Genomic DNA, 22304 nt, shown 5'->3' with positions numbered 1-22304 from the left:
TCACGCCGCAGTTCTGGCGAGATAGTCGCGCGCGAAGGCGAGATACCAGTCGAGGCAGGCAGGATTGGCCATCGCCTCCTTGTTGATGACCTTCTCCACGGGCTGGCCGAGCAGCAGCTTCTTGATCGGCAGCTCCTGCTTCTTGCCGGAGAGCGTGCGCGGAATCTCGGCGACGGCGAAGATTTCGTTCGGCAGGAATCGCCGGGAGAGGCCGGCCTCGATCGCCTTGTTGATCTTCGCCCTCATCGCGTCGTCGAACGCAACGCCCTCACGCAGCACCACGAACAGCGGCATGTAGCTGTCGCGGCCGAGATATTCGAGGTCGACGACGAGGGAGTCGAGCACCTCCGGGAGTGCTTCGATCGCGGAATAGAGCTCGCTCGTGCCCATGCGCAGGCCGTGCCGGTTGATGGTGGCATCGCTGCGGCCATAGATCACGCAGGAGCCGTCCGGATTGACCTTGAGCCAGTCGCCGTGCCGCCACACCGGCCCGCGTCCGCTGCCGTCGAAATTGTCGGGATAGGTCTCGAAATAGCTCGCACGATAACGCACGTCGCCCTTGTCGTTCCAGAAATAGAGCGGCATCGACGGCATCGGCTCCGTGCAGACGAGTTCGCCGACCTCGTCGATCACGGCGCGGCCCTGTTCGCTGAAGGCCTCGACGGCGGCCCCCAGCAGCCGGCACTGCATCGCGCCCGGCGTCTGCGGCAATTCGCGATTGCCGCCGATGAAGGCGCCGGCGAAATCGGTGCCGCCGGAAATGTTCGCCCACCAGATATCGGCTTGCGCTTTGCTGCAGTTGGTCTTCGACAATGCCGCAAAGCGGTCGTTGAACCAGGCTTGCGTATCGGCGCTGAGCGGCGAGCCGGTCGAACCGAGGCAGCGTAGGTGCGAGAGGTCGCCGGCAGCCGTGAGATCTATCTCGGCCTTGGCGCAGTTCGCGAAGAACGCCGCGCCGGCGCCGAAGAACGTCGATTTCGAGGCGGCGACGAAGCGCCACAGCGTGGTCCAGTCCGGTTTGTCCTTCGCGCCTCCCGGGCTGCCGTCGAAGATGCAGCAGGTGGTGCCGCCGAGCAGGCCGCCGACCTGCGAATTCCACATGATCCAGCCGGTCGAGCTGTACCAGTGATAGCGCTCGCCGAACGAGTTCTCGTGATAGGAGCAGCCGATGTCGTTGTGCAGGCCGAGCAGGGCCAGCACCACGATGACGATGCCGCCATGGCCGTGCACGATCGGTTTCGGCAGGCCGGTGGTGCCGCTGGAATAGACGATCCAAAGCGGATGATCGAACGGCAGCCAGACCGGCTCGAACGCATCGACCGTGGCATCTGTCCTGGCGACAATATCGGAGAGCAGGGCATCGGGCGCCGCAGCCGTACCCGCTTCGCTGTGCAGGATGACGTGCTCGACGGTGGGCAGCGATCGCCTGAGCTCGGCGACGACGTCGCGGCGGTCGTGCCGCCGGCCGGCATAGGTGACGGTGTCGCAGGCGATCAGCACCTTTGGCTCGATCTGCTTGAAACGGTCGATCACGGCCGGCGCGGCCATGTCGGGCGCACAGACGCTCCAGATCGCGCCGATGCTGGCGCTTGCCAGAAACGCGATGATGGTCTCGGGGATGTTGGGCAGATAGGCCGCAACGCGGTCGCCGGGCTTGAGGCCCTTGTCCTTCAGATGCAGCGCGAGCGAGGCCGCCTTGCGCCGCAGCTCGGGCCAGCTCGTCTCCGTCAGCCTGCCGTCTTCGCCGCCACTGACGATCGCGGGCAGGGCGGCCGCATCGGCCGCCGCGACATGGCGGAACACCTGGCGCGCGTAGTTGACCTGCGCACCGGGAAACCAGACCGCGCCCGGCATCTTGCGCTCGGCGATCACGGCCGCAAACGGCGTCGGCGATTGCAGATCATAATAGTCCCAGATGCTGCGCCAGAAGCCGTCGAGATCGCGCACCGACCATTGCCGCATGTCCTCGTAGCTCGCGAAGGTGAGGCCGCGCTGCTCCTGGAGCCAATTGCGATAGAGGGCGATCTGGGGGACGAAGGGAGCGGTCATTGCGTGTCGACTTCAATTGCGGGGAAGGGCAGTTTAATCGGTGTTGGAGCGTAGCAGAAGTCGCAGTTCTCCCACACAGCGCTGCCCCGGGTAATGGGTCCTGGCATTCACGACGACGCTGGCGAGGTGCGCCGCTGGTTCAACGAGCTCGTCATTGCGAGCGTAGCGAAGCAATCCAGAATCTTTCCACGGCGCCAGTCTGGATTGCTTCGCTGCGCTCGCAATGACGGAGTGCGGGCGATTGCGCAACTCAATCTCGTGTCCCGGACGCGCTGCAACGTCCTTCATGTTGTGGCGCTGAGCCGGGACCCATGTCCCCACGAACGCGCTCTGAAACATGGGCCCCGGCTCAGCAGCGCATCGTCGAAGGGACGCTGCGCTGCGTCCGGGGCACGGATAATCTCGATCCAAATTATCGAACAGGGGGCACATCTCCGCGATCTCGCGGCGCGTTTCGCCCGAGCTCTGTTTCGTTGCTTGGCCCTCGTCGAAACAAGGGCGCAGGGAAGGCCGGGCGCCGGCGGCACCCGCGATCCGTGCGCTACTAAAATGCACACGGGTTGGACCACAGGCTCAGCCGATCGCCCGGCCTTCCCTGCGCGGTGGTTTACGGCTTACTTCGCGCTCTCCCCGGGGAGCGATGCACTATTGCCCCCGTCACCTTCCGGATAGCTGATGCGCGCGCCCGGTCGGGCTGCACACATCACCGCAAGACTTGACGCACAGACTCCGGGCGTCAGGACCACACGACTTCGCCGTCCGCGCACACCTTCGCTGGGACTTCGAGAGCTGGCGTGTGCTCACGCCCGAAGCCATGCGAAGACGCTGTCAGCGCCGTGTCGTCCGCGCGAGAGTCCTTGCTCACGGGAATTCCCGCCCTGCAAGGCTCGCCGCGCCCGACGCCGTCGCGTCCATCGCTCCCGGGCCCGCGGTTCGTGACGATCGCGATCCGCCCCTTGTCTCGGGCCAGGGTGTCTTGTCTGTACGATAAATCCGAAATTCGGTAAAGTGGAATATTTGTGATGCGGCGGGTTGACAACGATTGGGGCTGTTTTGCGCGACGGACCGAGGCACCTGAACGTCACCATCGATCTGCGGCCTCCGGTCGGCAAGTCGTCTGGTGACCCATCGCGCTGACTGGATGTGGGTACTATTGATCTCCCGGCGTGGTTGCTGTTGAATGATTGGCGGGGGGATTACAAATGGAGGCGCACAAATACGGCGATGGGAATGGGCTGCGTTTTCTCGAAAAGGTCGCGCTAGCGAGGGGGATGGACGTCCTGCTGGCGTTGTTGAGAGGCCGGACGTGACCCGGCTCTGGGCAGATCGATGGTCGGGCGCGAAGAGCGGAGTTCTAGACCGACGGCTTATATCGCGCATTCCGTGGTCTGCGATACGACGCATTGGTCAGTCTCGCCTGCTTTCGCTAACGATCGTCGTTCCGTTCTTGGGCTCTGTCATTCTTTTCAACCAAGCCGTGGTCGACGTATTGACGCTGTCTCCCGACCTTGTCCGACGCTGGCTTCACTTAGATGGTCAGGCAGAGCAGGTCCGCGCAGTTGCTCATAGTCTTACTCTGTCGCGGCTGTATTACGTCTATTTCGGATTGAGTTTTTTGGGGTTCGGATCGTCGCTCTTCGCGCTATTTTGCCCGACAATTGTCAAGGACCATAGCTCCGCCACACATTTCCAGACTACCGAGATTAACTTGGCAAGCAAGCCGAGAGTCCACATCTTGCTGGGCGACGCCGCGCGAGAGGCATACTTTTGGGATTGGGAGAGTGAAGAGAATCATATCGTCACGTTTAAGACCTCATTGGTTGTAAGGCGTGCCGGCTCGCCGACGGATTTCAATGTTCTTTTTCATCGGGTTGTTAGGGAGATTTACGCGGAATGGTGTCGGCGGAATCCAGAGAGTGCAGAGGATCATTCGGATTACTATGATGTTCGCGGTATCCCAGATCCATGGAAGATAGGATGCGCAATTGCGTTTCCGAGGCACAGGCCTGAGACGTTTTTTGCTGATGAGATGCTCGACGCCTCGTATGACGAAGCAACCCGAGCTGATGTGCTGGCCTTGGCGTACATGGCTTACGATAATACAAAGCCGGTTTTGCGGGTCTGGACGGTGACTTTTTACGCGCTTGGATTTGGCCTTCTTCTGATCCCCACGGTTCAGACGTTCTACGCGGTGCTGCGAAGTCTTGTGGTGTAGGGCCGGGATAGACTTACCAGCGCAGTTCGGCGCCGCGCTTGGCGCCTACCACCCCACGCCGGCCCAGCGCCTTCCGAACACGGTCGGCTTTGTCTTCACCGCTTTCCAGCCGAAGAAATGATGCTTCCCCGACCAGCTGTGCACCACGCCGCTACAGATGCTGCATTTGAAGCTGCCGGCGTGCGGCTCGGCGTGCTCCTCCCTTGTCGCGGTGTAATTCATGCCGCAACCGGGGCAGGTGAATTCTTCGATCGTCCAGATGCTGTTGGCCATTGCACCGAAAGTGTTTTTGGGACCTCGATGTGAAGCGTAGGTGCGAGCCTTTGCATCGGCGTAAACCGGGCGGCTGAAATCCGGTTAATCGCCGTTAGCCAAACCCGGCACCGGTCGCGAGTATTGCTGGATTTTCCCGGTATGCGGAGCGCCCGTCAGTCCAAGTCATGCCGCCGGTCGGTCCAAGCGCGCCTTTGATCGGACAGCTAGATTTCATCCCGTCGCCTCGGTCGGGAGAGGCGGAAGTCATTGGGGGTGAGATCATGGGCAAGAAACTGATTTTGACGGCTGCGCTGCTGTCGCTGGGAACGCCGGCGTTTGCGGCTGACATCATCGAACCTGCGCCGATGATGAAGGCGCCTATCCCGCCGGCTCCGATCTTCACCTGGACCGGCTTCTACATCGGCGCCCATGGCGGCGGCGCCTGGAGCAAGTGGACCGGCATCGACCCGACCGAACCGTTGGCCGTCGCGAGCTCGGTCAACGCCAGCGGCGGCATCGTCGGCGGCCAGATCGGCGGCAACTATCAGATCAGCAATTTCGTGGTGGGCCTCGAGGGCACTGGCGCCTGGTCGGGCGTCAAGGTCAATGCAGGCGGCCCGTTCGGGGGCGGGGCAGGGTTCACCCTCACGCTGAAGAACGATTATGTTGCCACGGTTGCCGGGCGCTTCGGTGTCGCCTTCGACCGCGTGCTGCTCTATGCCAAGGGCGGCGCCGCCTTCACCCGCGACAAGTACGACGCCAATAACGGCCTTGCCGGTGCGCTCGCGGGCTCCGCCTCGGGCAGCTTCAACCGCACCGGCTGGCTCGCCGGCGGCGGCGTCGAATGGATGTTCATGCCGAACTGGTCGGTCAGGGCCGAATACAACTACATGGGCTTTGGCAGCATCACCGAGCAGCCGGTGACGACGGGCAATCTGGTGGCGTCGCCGGCGAACGTGAAGCTGAACATCCAGACCGGCACCGTGGGCGTGAACTATCATTTCTAGGGCGCCGCCCGCGCCGGTTTCGCCACAACCGCGCCATCTCGGCACAACCGGCCCTTCGAGGACCGGCCACAGCCCCGGTCGTCTTGACGCCCGGCTCGTTGCTGGCAATAACGCTAGCCCGCGCAAGTGCCGGAACCCGCGTTGATGCCGCAAGGAAAGCCGTGCCTGTGAAAAGTCTGCGTCAGCTCCTGACGGGCGAGGACGTCATCCAGTTCGTGATCCGGCTCGGCCTGTTGGCGCTGCTGATCATCTGGACATTTCTGATCATCCGGCCGTTCGTGCCGATCCTGGCCTGGAGCGCCGTGCTCGCGGTCGCGTTCTATCCGGCCTTCAGCTGGGTCGCCAAGATCCTCGGCGGCCGCCCCAAGACCGCGGCCGCCATCCTCACCTTGATTACGCTCGGCATCGTCCTCGGCCCCGCGACCTGGCTCGGCCTGAGTGCGGTGGACGGCGCGCGGGAGCTTGCGCACCAGCTTGGCACCGGCGATCTCGCGCTTCAATCGGCGCCGGAGCAGATCAAGTCGTGGCCCGTCATCGGCCCGACGCTCTTCGAGCTCTGGGATCAGGCCTACAACAACATCCGCGCGGTGCTGCGCGAGGTGGCGCCCTATCTCCAGCCGCTGGCGGGACCGCTGTTGTCGCTTGCGGGCGACGCCAGCCTCGGAACGCTTCAATTTCTGGTCTCGGTGTTCGTGGCCGGCTTCCTGTTTCCACACGGGCCGCGGCTCGTTGCCGCCGGGCGCGGCTTCCTGTTTCGCATCGTGCCCGAGCAGAGCGAGCATTTTCTCGAGCTTGGGGGCGCCACCATCCGCGCGGTGGCGCAGGGCGTGATCGGCGTCGCGATCGTGCAGGCGCTGCTCGCCGGCATCGGCTTCAAGCTCGCGGCCGTGCCGAGCGCTGGCCTGCTCGCCTTCATCGTGCTGCTGCTGTCGATCGTGCAGATCGGCGCCTTCCTCGTGCTGCTGCCGGTGATCATCTGGATCTGGACCGCCAAGGACGTCACCACGGCGCTGGTGCTCACGGTGTTTCTTGTCCTTGTCGGCTTCATCGACACCATGTTGAAGCCGCTGGTCATGGGGCGCGGCCTGACGACGCCGACGATCGTGATCTTCGTCGGCGTGATCGGCGGCACGCTCGCCCATGGCATCGTCGGCCTGTTCATTGGGCCGATCATCCTGTCGGTGGCGTGGGAGATGGCGGCGGCGTGGATCCGGACGGAAGACCGGGCGGTGGCAGAGAAGAGGAATGCGACCTCGCCAGCAGCCGACGAGGTTCGATAGCGCGGAACGCCTGAGGAAACGTGCGAGATCTGCTGCATCTCGCAGGTGTGGAAAACGGCAGGCCCCGCCGGCAACCGGAGGGGCCTTCGAACTTGTCTAATGAAATAGACAAGTTACCATGGCCCGATTCTGTTCTTGATTACTGTAGCAATGGCGAAGTCTTCCAAGCTGGTGGCCGCGAAGCGCGGCAAGGTTCTGTTGGTCAGGCGGCGGTCGGACGGCCTGTGGATGTTCCCGGGCGGCCGCAAGCGCGCGCGTGAGTCCGACAAGGACTGCCTGCGCCGGGAGATCAAGGAGGAACTGCCCAAGCTGAAGCTCGGCCGGATCAGCCTCTGGAAGGAAGTGACAGCCAGGAACAAGCGTTCCGGTCGCAAGATGAGCGACGCCATCTTCATTGCGAAGGGTGCCAAAGGCACGCTCGCGATCGGCGACAAGAAGGAGATCGACCGCGCCGCCTGGCAGAAGCCGCGCGGGATTCGCCTGACCGCGACCTCCCGCTACATCCGCGATCGCCTGTTTCCGAGGAAGCAGCGGCGGAGCTGAACCCGGGGCCGCCCTGGGTGTGACAAATAGTCCTGTCGCCCGTCGCCGCGCATGTGAACCAGTTCACAAACTGTCGCTGAGTTGGCTGCTATGAAGGCGTCATTGCCGTATCAATTCATTTTCGTTGAAACGCCCCGGTGCCCCAGGCACCGGGGTTTCTTGTGCGTCAGCCTTGCCGGCGCAAGAACCCCGTGATCGTGACCTTCTCCCAGATGCCGGCCGCCGCGAACGGATCGGCACGATTGAAGGCCTCGACCTCAGCGCGGCCGGGGGCCTCGATCAGGAACAGGCTGCCGATCATCGTGGCGTCGTCGTCGGAGACCAGCGGTCCCGACATGACGATCTTGACGCCGAAGCGCGAGGTATCGCCGAGGAACGCCTTGTGGGCGTCGTAATTGGCAAGCCGCGTCGGCAGTGCGCCGGTGCGGTCGAGAGCATGGATGGCAAATAGCATGATGTCTCCGGGAGTTTTTTGGGGACGGCTGTCATGTCAGCCGTCCCAATGCGTGATCAGAACAGGCCGCGGCTATTTCCCGCCGAGCTTGCTGGCCTCCTCGAAGGTCGGGCAGGTCCGCTGCTCCAGCGGTGTGTCGAAGGGCTGGTAGTTGTCCTTGGTGATCACGGTCGGCTTCAGCACGATCTCGTTGATGACGGGCTGATCGCGCAAGCTGCGGATCGCCATCATGGTGCCGAGGCAGCCTTGCGCAAACCCGTTATAGTCGCCGCTCGCCAGCAGCTTGCCGGATTTGATGGCGTCGATCGCTTCCTTGGTGCCGTTGATGCCGATCACCTGGGCTTTCCGGTTGGCGCCGTCGAGCGCCTCGATCGCGCCGACCGCCATGGCGTCGTTGGCGGCGAGCACGCCGTCGATCTGCGAGTTCGACTGCATCAGGTTCTCCATCACCTGGAGCGCCTGGAGCCGCTGATAGTTGCCGGGCTGCGAGGCCAGGAGCTTGGCGCCAGGCGCTTCCTTCAGCGCGTCGTTGAAGCCGCGGACGCGATCGACATTGGTCAGCGAGCCCTTGACGCCCTCGATGATGACAATGTTGCCCTTGCCACCCAATGTCTTGAGCAGGAAGCGCGCGGTCTCAAGCCCGAGGCTGTAATCGTCCGCCCCAATGAATGAGATGAACTTTCCGCCGGCGGAGCGGTCGGTGATATTGACGACGGGGATTTTGGCGTCGTTGATTTTTTCGACCCCCGGCACCATCGCCTTGTAGTCGACCGGCGTGAACACGATGGCACTCGGCTTCTTCACCACGACGTCCTCGATCTGGCTGAGCTGTTCGGGGATCGAGTCCGGCTTGGTCGGGATATATTGCAGCGTTTTGGCGTTCAGGGTCTTCGCCATGTTGTCGGCGCCGACCCGCACGGTCTGGAAGAACGGGTTGGTCTGGTTCTTGGTGAAGATGGCGATGGTCTCACCATCGGCGCGCACCTCGGTGGTGAACGCGGCCGCCATCAGCAGCGGCAGCGCCAGGTAGCCCAGTTTCTGTTGTCTCATGTTGCCTCCATCCCTCATTTTGCTTGTTGGATATTTAGTAGCTTATTGCGCCCTGCGGCGCGTCTTCATGTCGAGCCAGACGGCGAGAATGACGATGATGCCGGTGACGAGCGGTTGCCAGTTCGCGCTGACCGACAACAGGTTCATTCCGTTCAGCACCAGCGTCAGGATCAACGCGCCGATGAAGGTGCCGAACACGGTGCCGACACCGCCGAACAGCGAGGTGCCGCCGATCAGCACCGCCGCGATCGCCGGCAGCGTCAGGCTCTCGCCGATATCGGCCTCCGCCGAATTGAGCCGCGACAGGAAGATGATCGAGGCGAGCCCCGCCATGGTGCCGGAGACGGCGTAAACCAGGAGCAGGCGGCGCGCGACCGGGATGCCGGAGAGCCGTGCTGCGACGGGATTGGCGCCGATCGCATAAATCTCTTGCCCCCAGATCGTCCGCTGGGCAAACAGCGTTCCGATGGCGAGGAACACCAGCAGCAGATAGACGGGAATGGGCAGGCCGAACAAATAGCCGCTGCCGATCTGGCGGAAGCCCGCCGGGAAGCCGTGAAGGGTTTCGCCGGCCATGTACCAATAGGTGAGGCCGTTCAGGACCCAGAGCATGCCGTAGGTGGCGATGAAGGAAGGGATGCGCAGCGCCGTCACCATGACGCCGTTGAGGAGCCCGACGATGCCGCCACAGGCAAGCCCCGTCAGGATGCCGAGCGCCGGCGAGCCGGTCGTGTGGATCACGGTTCCGGCGACACAGGCCGACAGCGCGACATTGGCGCCGACCGAGAGGTCGAGGCCGGCGGTGAGCACCACCAGCGTCAGGCCGGAGGCGATGAAGAAGGTCAGGCTCGCCTGGCGCAGGACGTTGAGAATGTTGCCGAGGCTGAGGAACGAGTCGTTCAGCACCGCCAGCACCGCGCAGATCAGGAACACGGCGAGCAGGCGATAGAACAGCTGGATCGCGTCCTGGGACAGGAAGGAGCGCGGCGGCGATAAGGCTTCCTTGGTGATGTCGGTCATGCCCGGCTCCGCAGGCCATCGAGGAAGAGGGCGACGATGACGAGGACGCCGACGCTCGCCACCTGCACTGACGAAGGCATCGAGATCAAATTGAGCCCGTTGCGCAGTACGCCGACGGCGATGACGCCAAGCAAAGTGCCGAGCAGCCAGCCATTGCCGCGTTCGAACGAGGTGCCGCCGACCGCGACCGCCGCAATCGCATCGAATTCGAGCCCGAGACCCGCGGTCGGATGCCCCGAATTCATCCGGGCGGTCATCAACAGGCCGGCGATACCGGCCATGGTGCCGCCGATGGCGTAGACCGCGATCAAGAGCCGGTTGGGCGAGAGACCGGCATATCTGAGCGCCTCGCGATTGCCGCCGAGCGCGAACACGTAGCTGCCGAAGCGGGTGTGATAGAGCAGGCCGTGAAAGGCGGCATAAGTCACAAGCGCCATCACGATCGGCACGGGGATGCCGAGAAGCGTCGCCGAATAGATGTCCCGGACGGTGTGGGGAATACCGACCACGCTCTGGCCGTCGGACACGATCAGCGACAGGCCCTGCGCCATCCCGAGGGTGCCGAGCGTTGCCACGAACGGTGGGATACCGACGATCGCGACCAGCCAGCCGTTGACGGTGCCGAAGGCCGCGCCGACGGCGACGCCGGCGCACAGCCCAAGCAGCATCGATTTGGTCGCGAGCGAGACGATGGCGACGCAGAGCGAGGTCAGCGTCAGGACGGCACCCATCGAGAGGTCGAGCCCCTCGGTCATGATGATCAGCGTCATCGGTAGCGCCAGCATGGTCAGGATGGTCGACTGCACCAGCACGTTGGAGAGGTTGGCCGCCGAGAGGAAGCCCGGCGCGATCGCGCCGAACAGTACGATCAGTGCGCCCAGCACGATCGCGACGCCGGGGATGCGCTGGAGCGGATTGGGTTGTGATACGACCGCGGCCTCACGCATGATGCATCCCCAATCGCACGATGTTCTCCTCGGTCAGCTCATTGCGTGCCAGGTGCCCGGCGACGCGGCCCTCGCGCATCACATAGGCGCGGTCGCAGACATGGCAGATCTCGACCTGCTCGGAGGAGATCATCAGCGCTGCTGCGCCTTCGGCGACCAACCGGTCGATCAGCGCAAAGATCTCCGACTTCGCGCCGACGTCGATGCCGCGGGTGGGTTCGTCGAAGATGAAGAGCTTGGCGCCGGCCGCCAGCCATTTGCCGATCACGACCTTCTGCTGATTGCCGCCGGACAGGAGGCCAACGGTCTGGCGCGCGCTCGGGGTGACGATGCGGAGCTGCCGGATCAGACCGTCGGCGGCGCGCTGGCCGCTGCGCGGATCGAACAGCCCGCTCGGGAACAATTTTCGAAGCGCCGACACTACCAAATTGTCACCGACCGAACGGAGCAGGGCGAGCCCTTCGCTCTTGCGGCTCTCGGGGATCAAGGCGATGCCGCGGCGGGCCGCGACATCAGGCTCGCCGGAGATTGGCTTGCCGTCGAAGATGATCTCGCCGGAGATTGTTGGATCGGCGCCGAAGATGGCGCGCGCGACCTCGCTGCGGCCGGATCCGACCAGGCCGCACAGGCCGACGATCTCGCCTCGGCGCACCTCGATATTGATGTCGGAGATTCCGCTCAGTGAGGTCAGCCCCTTGACCTCAAGCAGCAGTTCGCCGGGCTTGTCAGTGAAATTGCGCGGATAGGTCATGTCGACGGTGCGCCCCACCATCATGCGAACGAGCTGGTCGGGCGTGACGTCGGCAGGGCGAACGCCGTCGATCCGGCGCCCGTCGCGCAAGACCGTGATGCGGTCGCCGAGCGCGAACACTTCGGCCATGCGGTGCGAGATATAGACGATGGAGACGCCGTCGGCCTTCAGCCGCGCGATCAGCGCGAACAACAGTTCGGTCTCGCGGTCGGACAGCGCGGCGGTCGGCTCGTCCATGACCAGGATGCGCGCGTTCTGGCTGATCGCTTTCGCGATCTCGACCATCTGCTGCTGGGCGACGCCGAGCGTGTTGACGATGACGGAAGGATCGATGTCGAAGCCGATCATGTCCAGCAGGCGCTTCGCATCGGCCAGGATCTTGCGGCGGTCGATGGTGCCGGGGATGCGGCCCTTAGGCTCGCGTCCCAGAAAGATGTTCTGCGCGATGTCAAGATAGGGGACGAGCGAGAACTCCTGGAAGATCACGGCAATGCCGAGCTTCTGGGCGTCCGCGGTGGACGCGATCGTGACCTTCTCGCCCTTGCAGAAGAACTCGCCGGCATCGGCCTTGTAGGCGCCGCACAAAACCTTCATCAGGCTCGACTTGCCCGCGCCGTTCTCGCCGAGCAGCATGTGCACTTCGCTCGCGTAGAGCGCGAAGGACACGTCGTCCAGCGCCTTGACGCCGGGAAACTCCTTGCTGATGCCGCGCAGCTCCAGCAGTGGCGGCGTGGTGTCTTGGTTGGACGCGGGCGCGTCCATCTGCAAAGCCGTGCTCATGCCCGCGCTCCCGCAAAGATCTTGCCGGGATTCATCAATCCGTCCCGATCGAGCGCTGTCTTGATCGACCGCATGACGTCGACGGCTTCGCCTAGCTCATCCATGAGATAGTCGATCTTGCCGAGCCCGATGCCGTGCTCGCCCGTGCAGGTGCCGTCCATGGCGATGGCGCGGGCGACCATGCGGGCCTGGAGCGCCTTGGCGCCGTCGATCTCCTCCGGCTTGGCGGGATCGACCAGGATCAGCATGTGGAAATTGCCGTCGCCGACATGGCCGACAATGGGCGCGGTGAAGCCGTGCTCATCTGCGTCGCGGCGCGTATCGGTCAGGCATTCGGCAAGCCGCGAGATCGGGACGCAGACATCGGTGATGACGGCGCGCGCGCCGGGCCGGAGGCCCAGGCCGGCATAGAGCGTGTTGTCGCGGGCGTGCCAGAGCCGGCTGCGATCCTCCGGCGCTTTCGCCCATTCGAAGCCGCGGCCGCCATGCTCGGCGGCGATGGCCTGCGCCAGCTCGGCCTGCTCGGCAACGGCGGTCTCCGAGCCGTGGAATTCGAAAAAGAGCGTCGGCGCCTCCCGATAGCCGAGTTTCGCGTAGGCATTGATGCCGCGCATCATGACGTCGTCGAGCAGCTCGACGCGCGCCACCGGAATGGCCGCCTGGATGAGTCCGATCGCGGTATCGACCGCGTGGTGCAAGGTGTCGAAGCTGCATACCGCAGCCGATATCGCCTGGGGCAGGGGATGCAGCTTCAGCGTGATCTCCGTAATAACGCCAAGCGTGCCTTCCGCGCCGACGAACAGCCGCGTCAGGTCGTAGCCGGCCGCCGATTTGCGGGCGCGCCTGGCGGTGCGGATCACGCGACCGTCGGCCAGCACCACTTCGAGCGCCATGACGTTGTCCTTCATGGTGCCGTAGCGCACCGCCATCGTGCCCGATGCGCGGGTGGACGTCATGCCGCCGATCGAGGCATCGGCGCCCGGATCGATCGGAAAGAACAGTCCGGTGCCGCGGAGCTCCGTATTGAGCTGCTTCCGGGTGATACCGGGCTGAACCACGACATTCATGTCGCTTTCATGGACGGTCAGCACCTTGTTCATGCGCGCGAAGTCGATGCAGACGCCGCCTGCGACCGCCGACGCATTGCCCTCGAGCGAGGTGCCGGCGCCGAACGGCACGATCGGCATGGCCGCGCCGGCGCAGAGCTTGACGATCTCGGCGACCTCCGCGGTCGTCTCCGGATAGACGACGATATCCGGGGGCAGGGCGCGATAATAGGACTCGCTCTGGCCATGCTGATCGAGCACGCCGCGCGCGATGCTGGCGCGCGGACCGATCACGCCTGTGAGGCGTTCAGCCAATGCGGCACTACTGACCCGCGGTACCATCGTCTCTCCCCGTCGTCCGTTCTCGTCGCGGACTGTTGTCAGTCCCTCAATTCTACGTCCGGCTTATGCCGCCTGCGCGTTGCTTGCGACCTGCTTCAGGCCGAAATCATAGTTGAGATGGAAGTAGGCGGCGTCCACCATGCGACCATCCGGCGCACGGCCGGCCGGGCAGCGCACGAAGTCGTGGATCAGGCTGTCCTTGACGCCGAACACAACGTCGGAATCGAGATATTTGTCGCCGGCCACGAAGACATGCGTCACCAGCTGCTCGAAGCCCGGTGCCGAGATCATGAAGTGCACATGCGCGGGCCGCCAGGGGTGGCGTCCTTGCGCCTCCAGCATATCGCCGACCGGGCCGTCATGCGGGATCGGATAGGCGGCGGGCTTGATCGACCAGAAATGGAAGCGACCGTTGGCGTCGGTGTGGAAGCGGGCGCGCATCGCGAGATCGCCGATCTCGTCGAGCTGCTGCACGTCGTAATAGCCGTCATTGTCGGAATGCCAGACGTCGACCACGGCGCCCGCGAGCGGCCGGCCGTCGACGGTCGAGACCGAACCGGTGACGATCATGGGATCGCCTTCCATGGCGCCGGAGATGTCGTCGCCGTTCTGCTTCTCGGGGGCAGCCTGGACGAAGAACGGGCCGAGCACGGTGGTCTCAGTGGCGCCTTCCGGCACCGGATGGTTGATCGCGTCGACCAGCATGGAGACGCCGAGCGTGTCCGACAGCAGGATGAACTCCTGGCGCTTGTCGTCGCACATGTGGCCGGTCCGGGTCAGGAAGTCGATACCGAACTCCCATTCCTTCTGGGTCGGGCCAACCTCGCGCACGAAGGCATGAAGGTGCCGCACTAGCGCTTCGCTGACTTGCTTGATGCGCGGATCGGTCGCGCCGGCGATGCGCTCCAGCACGGCGTCGGTGATCGTGTTTTCGTTGAAGTTACGCATATGTGGCTCCGTCGATCAGAGTTTGGGCTCGCCAAGGCCGGACAGCCGTTCGAGATGCTTGACGGTCGCGATGAAGTCGGTCTCGCCGTCGCCTTGCGCGACCAGCGCGCCATAGGTCTCGCGCACTTGGGCCGCGAGCTGTAACGGCACGCCGGCGGCATGGCCGGCGCCGAGGATGAGGTCGAGATCCTTGGCCATCTGCTTGCAGGAGAAGGTTGGCTCGAAGTTGCGGGTTCGAAGCGGTGCGGTCTTGTACTTCACCATGGGTGAGGCGACCGCGCTGTCGTCCAGCACCTTCAGGATGTCCTGCCAGCCAATGCCGCCCTTGCGCGCCAGCGCCAGGCTCTCGGCCATCATCGCCGCCGAGACCGCGATCATGAGATTGACCGCGAGTTTTGCGTAGCGTGCTTCCTCGCTCGGGCCGAGATACGTCTGCGCACGGGTAAAGCTCGCGAACAACGGCTTGACGCTTTCGAAGGCGTCCTTGGGACCGGACACAAAACAGCTCAGCGCACCGGTATGGACGATGCTGGCATTGCCCGAGACGGGCGCCCGCAGATAAGCGATCCCGCGTCCCTGCGCGGCGGCATCGACCTCGGCCGAGGCCTCGGCGCTGACCGTGCTGGTCTCGATCAGCACAGCTTTCGGCGCCATCGCGCCGATGAGACCGGTCGGACCGAGCATCACGGCGCGCAACGCGGCGTCGTCGGACAGCGACGTGATGGCCACCAGGCAGCCATTGACGGCGTCGGCCGGCGAGCTTGCGACGGCGATGCCGTGTTGGCGCGCCTCGTTGAGCCGCGCTGCGCTCTGATCGAACGCGGTGACGCTGTAGCCGGCCTTGGCGACGAGCTGCGACATCGGCAGGCCCATCTTGCCGATACCGATGAAGGCGACATGTTTGGTCGTATCAGTCATTTTTGTTGTCCGTTGGCCGCATCATGCGGCGTGCCCTTGTCGTTCGATATCCCGCACCAGCCGCTGGCCTGACCGCGCGAGCAGTTCTTTCTTCTGTGCCAGCCCGTCGACCAGCATTTTTCCATCCCGCTTCTTCCAGACGCCGCCGATCATGACCGACTCGATATTGGCGAGGCTCGTCTGCATCACCACGGTGGAGACGGGATCGTGGACCGGGACAAGGTTGAGATCGTCCGCGTTGATGACCACGAGATCGGCGAGCTTTCCCGGCGTCAGCGAACCGATCTCGTTCTCGCGGCCGAGCATCCGTGCGCCTTCGGTGGTGATCCAGCGCAGCGCCTCGCGCGCCGGGATGGTGCTCGTCGCCGGGATCGCGCCCTCGCTCTTGCGCATCTCCGCATTGTCGAGGGCCCGCTGCATCGACAGCGCCACGCGCGCGGCGGAGAAGAGATCGCCAGGCAGCACCGATTCCAGATCGATGCCGATGGTGGGGCGGACGCCGCGTTTGAGCAGCCGTCCGGTGATCGGGAAGCCGTGGCCCTGGATCATCTCGTTCTCCGGCGTCACCGAGAACGATGCGCCGAGATCAACGAGGCGATCGAGGAGATCGTCGGGGAGGTCGTTGCCATGGACGATATTGACGCCGGGACCGACCAGGTCGGCCCCAATCAACTTCTCCCAGCCGCCTTGTGTCTTCGCCGGTCCGCCGCCCTGATGCATCGAGGCGATCAGGTTGAGTTCCCTCGCGAGACGGAAATCGTGCATGGCGACGTCGAGCGTCGAGTAATGCGGGCCGAGAATGGCGAGCCCGAGCGTAACGAGGCCGCTGCGGTCGGCCAGGGGACCGGCCAGCAGGCGCTCGACCTCGTGGCGCGGATGCGGAACTTCCGAGAAATGCGGCTGGCCCGGTTTTGGCTCGGGCTTCGGCGAGCCGTGGAAAAAGGCGGCGCGGATGCCGCTCTCGATCAGGCCGCGCACGGCCGCGTCGGTATGATCAGGCGTCGGGTTGTTGTGGCACCAGTCGACCAGCGTGGTGGCGCCGCAATTGATCTGGTTCAGCGCGCCGACGAGGGTGGCGATGTAGATGTCGTCGGGTCCGAACAGTGTCGCGAGCCCGGCATGCATGCGGCGGAAATATTCGAGCAACGTCCAGTTCGCAGCAAAGCCGCGCAATGCCGTCTGCCAGGTGTGCATGTGCGCGTTGATGAGCCCGGGGATGACGATGCGTCCCCGGCCGTCGACGATCTCGGCATCAGTGGCGCCGCTGCCGAGGTCGATATCGGGACGGACCTCTGCGATCCGCCCATTCTCGACCAGCAAATCGCCGGCACGGAGATCGCCGACGCGAGCGTCCATGCTGATGATTGTTGCGGATCTGATCAGGGTGCGCAGCATATCGATCACGCCGCCGCTTTGGTTGCGACCGGCGGCTCGCCCGCCCAGGCGCGCGCGATCAGGTCGCGGATGGCATTGCGCTCGAGCGGCCGCGGATTCCAGTAGGCGTTGGTCACGGCCAGGTCGGCCGCCTTGTCGATGCCGCTTTCGGGCATGCCGATGTCGCGCAGCGCCAGTTTCGCGTTGAGCCGCGAGGCAAGATCGTAGAGACCTTGCGCCGCATCAGCCGCGCCGATCGCGCGCGAGATCCGCGCCATCGCCTCGGGCGCAGCGGGCGCGTTGTAGGCCAGCGCATGCGGCAGCACGATCGTGTGGGTCTCGGCATGCGGCAGATCGAAGGTGCCGCCGAGCGTGTGGCAGAGCTTGTGATGCAGCGCCATGCCGACGGTGCCAAGGCATACGCCGCACAGCCAGGCGCCGTAGAGCGCATCACTGCGGGCTGCGCGATCGTCGGGCTTGGCGGCAATGGCGGGCAGGGCACGCGCCAGCGCGCGGATGCCTTCTTCCGCCATCAGCGAGGTCACGGGATTGGTGTCGCGCGCATAGAGCGCCTCCACAGCGTGGGCGATGGCGTTGATGCCGGAGGTGGCGGCGAGGCCAACCGGCAGCGTCAACGTCAGGTCGACGTCGTAGATCACGGTCTCCGGCAGCACGGCTGTGTCGCGTACAGTGGTCTTCAGGCCGTTCTCGGTCTGGCCGAGGATTGGCGTCATCTCCGAGCCGGCATAGGTGGTGGGGATGCAGAGCTGGTTGGTTCCGGTGCGCAAGGCGAGCGCTTTGCCGAGGCCCGTGGTCGACCCGCCGCCGAGCGCAACCACGCAGTCGGCATCACACGCCTTCATTGCCGCGAGTGCCTGATCGGTCACCTGGACTGGCGTGTGCATCGTGGCGCCTGCGAAGATGCCGGCATAGAGCGGGCCGAGCGCGGCGCCAAGCTTGGCGCCCTGCGCCTCCTGCTGCGGCGTGGTCAGCACCAGCGCGCGCTTGCCGCCGAGACGCTCGATCTCGGCCTTGGCCGCAGCCAACGTTCCGCTGCCGAACACGACACGGCAGGGCAGATTTTCAAAGGTGAACGAACCGATCATGCGCCGGTCTCTTTGACGGGATAATCGACCTGGAAGCGGCCGATCCGCAAGTCGCCCAGTTCCTCCCGCACCCGCAGATGTTCGGGATGGGTGGCGTAGGCTGTCAGGGCTGCGCTGTCGGTGAATTCGGAGACCAGGACGACGTCGCAGGCGTAATCGACATCGCTGACGTCGACCCCGACCTCGATATGGGTGAGGCCGTCGATCCGGCCCTTGAGGCCTTCGAACAGGATTTTGACCTTGGACCTGGCCGCCGCCCGCTCCGCGGTCGTCTCTCCGCGCAGCCGCCACATTACGATGTGCTTGATCGGGCCCGACATTTCCCAGATTTCCTCGCCTGCCATCTTGCTTGTTGGCCCCATTTTGCCTTGCAGAAATCGGAAATAAAGACCAAAATTCGTAAGTCTCTTTTCCGATATGTGAAAAAATGGACCGGCTGCTTCAGCTTGAGGTTTTCGCCAAGACGGCTGAGCTCGGCAGCCTCTCCAAGGCTGCGGACATCTTGCGGATGTCGAACGCGGCGGCGAGTCGGCACCTGAGCGCGTTGGAGGAGCGGCTCGCAGTCCGGCTGATCGAGCGCAACACGCGCCGGCAATGGCTGACCGAGGCAGGCCAAGAGTTGTTGCAGCGTTGCAGCCCGCTCCTGAACGAACTCGCCGAAGCCGAGGATGCCGTCAGTGACCGTGCGCTGTCGCCAAAGGGCATGTTGCGCGTCACGAGCTCGCTGTCGTTTGCGATGATCTACATGGCGCCGATGCTGCCGGCATTTCGCAAGCTCTATCCGAAGCTCGACGTTCAGATCATTGCTGCCAACCGCTATCCCGATTTCATCGAAGCCGGCATCGACGTCGCGATCCGCACCCGGGAGCAGGAGCCGGACTCCAACATCATCATCCGCCGCATCGGACAGATGCGCCGGGTGCTGGCGGCCGCACCGTCCTACATCGCCACGCACGGCCGGCCCGAGCATCCCGCCGATCTCGCGCGCCACGACATGCTGATCTACAACCTTGCCAACGACCCCTATTCGCTGCGGCTTCAGAAGGGCAATGCGGCGCAGACTGTCCGCATCGCACCGACGCTGGACAGCAATGACGGCCAGGTCATCCGCGGTGCCGCGCTTGCGGGCCTCGGCATCCTGATCCAGCCGCTTTACATCGTGCGGGGCGATATCTCGGCCGGCAATCTCGTGCCGGTGCTGATGGACTGGGAGCTGCCGCTGCTTACGATGAACGTGGCCTACCAGAACCGCGTCCGGTTGCCGGCGAAAATCAGGGTGTTCTCGGACTTCCTGGTTGACCACATCCGCGCGCATTCCGATGCCGGGATCTGGATCGAGGCAACTTAGACGACTCTGTCAGCGGTCCGCCGCGGGCTCTATTCCGATCGCCCCGACGCCCGCGTCGGCCGGGTAGACGACCTCGGCGAGGTCGCGCGCGAGTCCGACGCGGAATGCCTGGCCGCCGCGGCTTCGCGCAGTTCCTTTCGGACTTTTCGCGCATTTCTCATCGCGCGCTTGATGAAGGGGTGTTGCGAGTCCTCGGCGAAGAACAGCACTACTTCGCAACAGGGACATTGCCTGGAATAGCCGTCCTGCAATCGCCCGGCGCGATCGCGAAACATCGTCTTGCACCGCGTGCACTGGACCTGGACGGAACTCATGTGCGGACAACAATGACTAATGGAAATGGATCACAAGGTGATCCCAAAGGTCTGAAGAAAGGTTGAAAGCCGGTTGCGACCTCTCGCAGGTCTTGCCGGCGGACCCTCTAACGGAGGCGAGCTTGCAGGCGGCGCTCGCGGAATGCGCCACCAACCGCCGCGATAAGGCGGCGGGTCCGGTTCGTCAAAACCGCCCAATCAGCCGCTATTGCTTGGCAGCCAATGCGTCCAGGCAATGGTTCAGATAGACGGTTCGATCTCTCGGGAGCACCTTGTCGAGATCCGCCTTCATCGCGCATTCGCGCTGACGTATCTGCTCGGCCCGGCGTTTTTCCGCAGCCTCGCGATATTCGGGAGCAACCTTGGTGGGATCGACCAGCGCCTGTGAGCCTGCGGGAGCCGTGGCAGCGAGCACCATGGCCACGATGACAATGACTGGTTTCAAATAAGCCTCCGTAGAAAGGCTCATCCTAGCGCTGAGTGTGCGAACGCTCAAACTGTAGTTGAGAGCTCGCCGGTATCTGCGTCCGCCCCACGCACCAGGTGCCATTCACTTGGGGCACCGGCGCTTTGCTTGAGGCGACCGATCTCGCGCCTGTCCGAGCCACGGCGCTGGGGGGTGCCTGGCGGCAGGGTTGGTTTCGGCGATATGAATTCGGCCGCGTGAAGTCCGTTACTTCGGGGCGTGGTCGATCTTGTGCCCCAAATGCCCGGTGTCGTGATCGCGACGCAACTGGCTCAGCGACGTCTCGTTCAACTGAAGCAGGACCTCACTGAGCTGGGTCGCATCCGGATAACCGGCCGCAAAGCCCTTGCCGTAGATCTTGCGTAACGTACCGACCAGCGTGTTGCCGTGCTTCTTGCTGATCGCGCCATCCTTGTCCCGATGGCGACCATCCAGGCCCGGTTCCTTCATGTGTCTCTCCCCGTGCGGCGTCTGCGCGCCTGGAGAGAGCGTGCTCCCAAACGAGTTGATTGGCAACGGTGTGACATGCGGGAGTTGATGGCTGGCTGACGGCACCGTGACAGCGACGCTTTCGCCTCCATCTCGCAGCTGTGAAGCCGTTACAGATTGTGTCGGAACAATCGGCGCACCAAATAAAAGTGAGCGGTTGCGCGATTGGAGCTGTTGCGATGCGCTCTGTTTTGGTGATGAGCTGCTTGATCGTCCTGTGCACCTCTGCAAACGCTGCAATGGCGCGTCACCTTCGTGCGCGCCAACCCGCGGCGGAGCGTCCGAGCGCGGATGTGAATTCTCGGGCGCGCTTCGCGGTCCCCGGGTGGAGTGATGATGCAACGCTGCGCTGGCTGAATAACGCCTCGTCCAATGTCGGACGGGGCGGCTAACAACCGAAGTCGCTTGCGCGGTGGAGATGAGGGAGGCGAGGTGGCTAAGCGGCCTGTTCCTCAAACGAGATGTGTACGCGACCATTTGGATCAACGATCTGAACGTCCCAGCACCCGTCCTCGACAAGCTCTTTGGCTTTCTTGAGGGCGGCGGTGAGTGACGGCCGCTTGAGGCTCACGACGCCTGCCGTGTCGAAACCGCTGATTTCAAACATGCCGTTCCTCCTGTTTTGTCGAATCCTACACTTTTCGCGTGAGTTGTCTGCGGCTTTGTCGCGCTTCGAAGCAGGCTGCCCCATTCCTCAGGGGAGCACAACACTGCGCTTCGGCGGGAGCCGGGACGCGCCGCTCGGGCAATTCCATCGCATCGCCCCGTAATCGGCCGGGGTGGCTGGGCATGCCAGGCGGCCACGTCGCTAACGTGGAATTAATCCGAAAAGCCTACAATTGTAAGCAGTTGTAGGCGGGTGCTGCGTAGAGGAGGCGTCGCGAGGACGTCCCCGCGACGGCTTCCTTTCGCTCGCTCATTTGAGGTCAATGCACGTGACCACGACATCCGAAACGCGAGGCCTCGTCGAACAACTCGACCCCGCAGCACTTGCGCTCGCAGTCGCAGCAACCGAACCTGCAGCCCCGGAAGCTCCAGCCCCGATCGAGCGGTCCAGCCGGAAATCGGTCCTGGCGCTGTCGATATGTGCCCTGGCCATAAATGGCTCGGCGGCCATCTATACATCGCCGTTTGATTTTCCGTCGTCGAATGTCAGCAGTTTGGCTGAACTGCTTCCACGCTGGGAAGATTCCGCGCCGAAACCGGATCCGGTTGTCGCTGCCTTGAAGGATATTCAGTCGGCCCAGCAGCAACATGCCGCCTCGCTGCAGGAGAATAATCACTCGTTGCAGCAAAACGCGTCTCTGCAGCAGCAGGATTCAATGGTGCTCCTTTCCCTGCGACAGAGCATCACGGACGAACGGGTCGATGTGAGGAAGATATCTTCGCAGCTTTCCGCGCTCATTGCGAAAGTCGACTCGCTGCAAAATGCGATGATGTCGGACGTCACGTCCTCCATTCGAAGAGCGCATGCTCGCTATGGACTCTCCGCAGCGATGCGCAAACGGATGGCTCGGCAGTCGAAATCTGCCGGGCCCGTTTCGGTTGGAGGAGCTCCCCTGAGCGTGCCAGCTGCAATTTCAGCCCCGGAAAGCTGAAGGC

Annotated in this window: 23 protein-coding genes; 7 read left to right on the top strand and 16 right to left on the bottom strand. The window is 63.9% G+C overall.

The features are described from left to right. Positions 1-2049 (bottom strand): acetoacetate--CoA ligase, encoded by a 2049-nt coding sequence (locus ABIB73_RS01810; protein WP_354220842.1) that lies wholly within the window; start codon positions 2047-2049, stop codon positions 1-3. Positions 2050-3355: 1306 nt separating this feature from the next. Here ABIB73_RS01810 and ABIB73_RS01805 point away from each other — a divergent pair. Further along, positions 3356-4264, top strand: a complete 909-nt coding sequence (locus ABIB73_RS01805) for a hypothetical protein (RefSeq protein WP_354220840.1) — start codon at positions 3356-3358, stop codon at positions 4262-4264. A 45-nt stretch (positions 4265-4309) separates the two neighbouring features. On the opposite strand, the gene ABIB73_RS01800 is transcribed toward ABIB73_RS01805, so the two are convergent. Beyond that, positions 4310-4537, bottom strand: a complete 228-nt coding sequence (locus tag ABIB73_RS01800) for a hypothetical protein (protein WP_354220838.1) — start codon at positions 4535-4537, stop codon at positions 4310-4312. Between the two features lie 263 nt (positions 4538-4800). Here ABIB73_RS01800 and ABIB73_RS01795 point away from each other — a divergent pair, with 263 nt between their 5' ends. The 3 genes from ABIB73_RS01795 to ABIB73_RS01785 all read left to right on the top strand — a co-directional run bounded on the left by ABIB73_RS01795 (position 4801) and on the right by ABIB73_RS01785 (position 7349). Further along, on the top strand, positions 4801-5526 hold the full coding sequence (locus ABIB73_RS01795; RefSeq protein WP_354220836.1) for an outer membrane protein: 726 nt from the start codon (positions 4801-4803) through the stop codon (positions 5524-5526). 161 nt (positions 5527-5687) lie between these two features. Continuing rightward, positions 5688-6806, top strand: a complete 1119-nt coding sequence (locus ABIB73_RS01790) for an AI-2E family transporter (RefSeq protein ID WP_354220834.1) — start codon at positions 5688-5690, stop codon at positions 6804-6806. 150 nt (positions 6807-6956) lie between these two features. Then, the gene (locus ABIB73_RS01785; protein WP_354220832.1) at positions 6957-7349 is read left to right on the top strand and encodes an NUDIX hydrolase; all 393 of its coding nucleotides are present in this window, start codon (positions 6957-6959) and stop codon (positions 7347-7349) included. 166 nt (positions 7350-7515) lie between these two features. On the opposite strand, the gene ABIB73_RS01780 is transcribed toward ABIB73_RS01785, so the two are convergent. From ABIB73_RS01780 to ABIB73_RS01730, 11 genes are all read right to left on the bottom strand, one after another. Beyond that, entirely contained in the window at positions 7516-7803 is a 288-nt protein-coding gene (locus ABIB73_RS01780; protein WP_354220830.1) for a YciI family protein, read from the bottom strand. A 72-nt stretch (positions 7804-7875) separates the two neighbouring features. Next, positions 7876-8853, bottom strand: coding sequence for a sugar ABC transporter substrate-binding protein (locus ABIB73_RS01775; RefSeq protein ID WP_354220828.1), 978 nt, complete (start codon positions 8851-8853; stop codon positions 7876-7878). A gap of 42 nt (positions 8854-8895) precedes the next feature. Further along, complete coding sequence (locus ABIB73_RS01770; RefSeq protein WP_354220826.1) at positions 8896-9873, bottom strand: ABC transporter permease; 978 nt, start codon at positions 9871-9873, stop codon at positions 8896-8898. Then, positions 9870-10820, bottom strand: a complete 951-nt coding sequence (locus ABIB73_RS01765; RefSeq protein ID WP_354220824.1) for an ABC transporter permease — start codon at positions 10818-10820, stop codon at positions 9870-9872. Before ABIB73_RS01765 ends, ABIB73_RS01770 begins: the two co-directional genes overlap by 4 nt. Further along, positions 10813-12351, bottom strand: a complete 1539-nt coding sequence (locus ABIB73_RS01760; RefSeq protein WP_354220822.1) for a sugar ABC transporter ATP-binding protein — start codon at positions 12349-12351, stop codon at positions 10813-10815. The genes ABIB73_RS01765 and ABIB73_RS01760 overlap by 8 nt, the downstream gene beginning before the upstream one ends. Further along, the gene (locus ABIB73_RS01755) at positions 12348-13739 is read right to left on the bottom strand and encodes an FAD-linked oxidase C-terminal domain-containing protein (protein ID WP_354220820.1); all 1392 of its coding nucleotides are present in this window, start codon (positions 13737-13739) and stop codon (positions 12348-12350) included. Before ABIB73_RS01755 ends, ABIB73_RS01760 begins: the two co-directional genes overlap by 4 nt. 63 nt (positions 13740-13802) lie before the next feature. Continuing rightward, positions 13803-14687, bottom strand: coding sequence for an intradiol ring-cleavage dioxygenase (locus ABIB73_RS01750; protein ID WP_354220818.1), 885 nt, complete (start codon positions 14685-14687; stop codon positions 13803-13805). 15 nt (positions 14688-14702) lie between these two features. After that, positions 14703-15605 carry an NAD(P)-dependent oxidoreductase gene (locus ABIB73_RS01745; RefSeq protein WP_354220816.1) on the bottom strand — a complete coding sequence of 301 codons (903 nt, stop codon included), beginning with the start codon at positions 15603-15605 and terminating at the stop codon, positions 14703-14705. A gap of 21 nt (positions 15606-15626) precedes the next feature. Next, on the bottom strand, positions 15627-17000 hold the full coding sequence (locus tag ABIB73_RS01740; RefSeq protein WP_354222523.1) for an amidohydrolase family protein: 1374 nt from the start codon (positions 16998-17000) through the stop codon (positions 15627-15629). A gap of 5 nt (positions 17001-17005) precedes the next feature. Further along, positions 17006-18085 carry a maleylacetate reductase gene (locus ABIB73_RS01735; protein WP_354220814.1) on the bottom strand — a complete coding sequence of 360 codons (1080 nt, stop codon included), beginning with the start codon at positions 18083-18085 and terminating at the stop codon, positions 17006-17008. Then, complete coding sequence (locus tag ABIB73_RS01730) at positions 18082-18405, bottom strand: Dabb family protein (RefSeq protein WP_354220812.1); 324 nt, start codon at positions 18403-18405, stop codon at positions 18082-18084. Before ABIB73_RS01730 ends, ABIB73_RS01735 begins: the two co-directional genes overlap by 4 nt. 107 nt (positions 18406-18512) lie before the next feature. On the opposite strand from ABIB73_RS01730, the gene ABIB73_RS01725 reads away from it, so the two are divergent. After that, positions 18513-19433 (top strand): LysR family transcriptional regulator, encoded by a 921-nt coding sequence (locus ABIB73_RS01725; protein WP_354220810.1) that lies wholly within the window; start codon positions 18513-18515, stop codon positions 19431-19433. A gap of 104 nt (positions 19434-19537) precedes the next feature. Then, entirely contained in the window at positions 19538-19813 is a 276-nt protein-coding gene (locus ABIB73_RS01720) for a hypothetical protein (protein ID WP_354220809.1), read from the top strand. A 139-nt stretch (positions 19814-19952) separates the two neighbouring features. Here ABIB73_RS01720 and ABIB73_RS01715 read toward each other — a convergent pair whose 3' ends face one another. From ABIB73_RS01715 to ABIB73_RS01705, 3 genes are all read right to left on the bottom strand, one after another. Further along, positions 19953-20192 carry a hypothetical protein gene (locus tag ABIB73_RS01715; RefSeq protein ID WP_354222521.1) on the bottom strand — a complete coding sequence of 80 codons (240 nt, stop codon included), beginning with the start codon at positions 20190-20192 and terminating at the stop codon, positions 19953-19955. A gap of 228 nt (positions 20193-20420) precedes the next feature. Then, positions 20421-20663 carry a hypothetical protein gene (locus tag ABIB73_RS01710; protein ID WP_354220807.1) on the bottom strand — a complete coding sequence of 81 codons (243 nt, stop codon included), beginning with the start codon at positions 20661-20663 and terminating at the stop codon, positions 20421-20423. Between the two features lie 475 nt (positions 20664-21138). Beyond that, positions 21139-21309, bottom strand: a complete 171-nt coding sequence (locus ABIB73_RS01705) for a hypothetical protein (RefSeq protein ID WP_354220805.1) — start codon at positions 21307-21309, stop codon at positions 21139-21141. Between the two features lie 322 nt (positions 21310-21631). Between ABIB73_RS01705 and ABIB73_RS01700 the strand changes: the two genes are divergently transcribed. Then, the gene (locus ABIB73_RS01700) at positions 21632-22300 is read left to right on the top strand and encodes a hypothetical protein (RefSeq protein ID WP_354220803.1); all 669 of its coding nucleotides are present in this window, start codon (positions 21632-21634) and stop codon (positions 22298-22300) included. Positions 22301-22304 lie beyond the last annotated feature (4 nt).

Source organism: Bradyrhizobium sp. F1.4.3 (assembly GCF_040548375.1).
GTDB lineage: Bacteria > Pseudomonadota > Alphaproteobacteria > Rhizobiales > Xanthobacteraceae > Bradyrhizobium.
Note: the sequence above shows the minus strand (reverse complement) of the source record. Positions and strands in the feature narration are given on the sequence as shown.

Coding starts and splice junctions, on each gene's coding strand:
- ABIB73_RS01810 (WP_354220842.1), bottom strand. CDS start 2,049: ATGACCGCTCCCTTCGTCCCCCAGATCGCCCTCTATCGCAATTGGCTC.
- ABIB73_RS01800 (WP_354220838.1), bottom strand. CDS start 4,537: ATGGCCAACAGCATCTGGACGATCGAAGAATTCACCTGCCCCGGTTGC.
- ABIB73_RS01795 (WP_354220836.1), top strand. CDS start 4,801: ATGGGCAAGAAACTGATTTTGACGGCTGCGCTGCTGTCGCTGGGAACG.
- ABIB73_RS01785 (WP_354220832.1), top strand. CDS start 6,957: ATGGCGAAGTCTTCCAAGCTGGTGGCCGCGAAGCGCGGCAAGGTTCTG.
- ABIB73_RS01780 (WP_354220830.1), bottom strand. CDS start 7,803: ATGCTATTTGCCATCCATGCTCTCGACCGCACCGGCGCACTGCCGACG.
- ABIB73_RS01775 (WP_354220828.1), bottom strand. CDS start 8,853: ATGAGACAACAGAAACTGGGCTACCTGGCGCTGCCGCTGCTGATGGCG.
- ABIB73_RS01770 (WP_354220826.1), bottom strand. CDS start 9,873: ATGACCGACATCACCAAGGAAGCCTTATCGCCGCCGCGCTCCTTCCTG.
- ABIB73_RS01765 (WP_354220824.1), bottom strand. CDS start 10,820: ATGCGTGAGGCCGCGGTCGTATCACAACCCAATCCGCTCCAGCGCATC.
- ABIB73_RS01760 (WP_354220822.1), bottom strand. CDS start 12,351: ATGAGCACGGCTTTGCAGATGGACGCGCCCGCGTCCAACCAAGACACC.
- ABIB73_RS01755 (WP_354220820.1), bottom strand. CDS start 13,739: ATGGTACCGCGGGTCAGTAGTGCCGCATTGGCTGAACGCCTCACAGGC.
- ABIB73_RS01750 (WP_354220818.1), bottom strand. CDS start 14,687: ATGCGTAACTTCAACGAAAACACGATCACCGACGCCGTGCTGGAGCGC.
- ABIB73_RS01745 (WP_354220816.1), bottom strand. CDS start 15,605: ATGACTGATACGACCAAACATGTCGCCTTCATCGGTATCGGCAAGATG.
- ABIB73_RS01740 (WP_354222523.1), bottom strand. CDS start 17,000: ATGCTGCGCACCCTGATCAGATCCGCAACAATCATCAGCATGGACGCT.
- ABIB73_RS01735 (WP_354220814.1), bottom strand. CDS start 18,085: ATGATCGGTTCGTTCACCTTTGAAAATCTGCCCTGCCGTGTCGTGTTC.
- ABIB73_RS01730 (WP_354220812.1), bottom strand. CDS start 18,405: ATGTCGGGCCCGATCAAGCACATCGTAATGTGGCGGCTGCGCGGAGAG.
- ABIB73_RS01725 (WP_354220810.1), top strand. CDS start 18,513: ATGGACCGGCTGCTTCAGCTTGAGGTTTTCGCCAAGACGGCTGAGCTC.
- ABIB73_RS01720 (WP_354220809.1), top strand. CDS start 19,538: ATGCCTGGCCGCCGCGGCTTCGCGCAGTTCCTTTCGGACTTTTCGCGC.
- ABIB73_RS01710 (WP_354220807.1), bottom strand. CDS start 20,663: ATGAAGGAACCGGGCCTGGATGGTCGCCATCGGGACAAGGATGGCGCG.
- ABIB73_RS01705 (WP_354220805.1), bottom strand. CDS start 21,309: ATGTTTGAAATCAGCGGTTTCGACACGGCAGGCGTCGTGAGCCTCAAG.
- ABIB73_RS01700 (WP_354220803.1), top strand. CDS start 21,632: ATGCACGTGACCACGACATCCGAAACGCGAGGCCTCGTCGAACAACTC.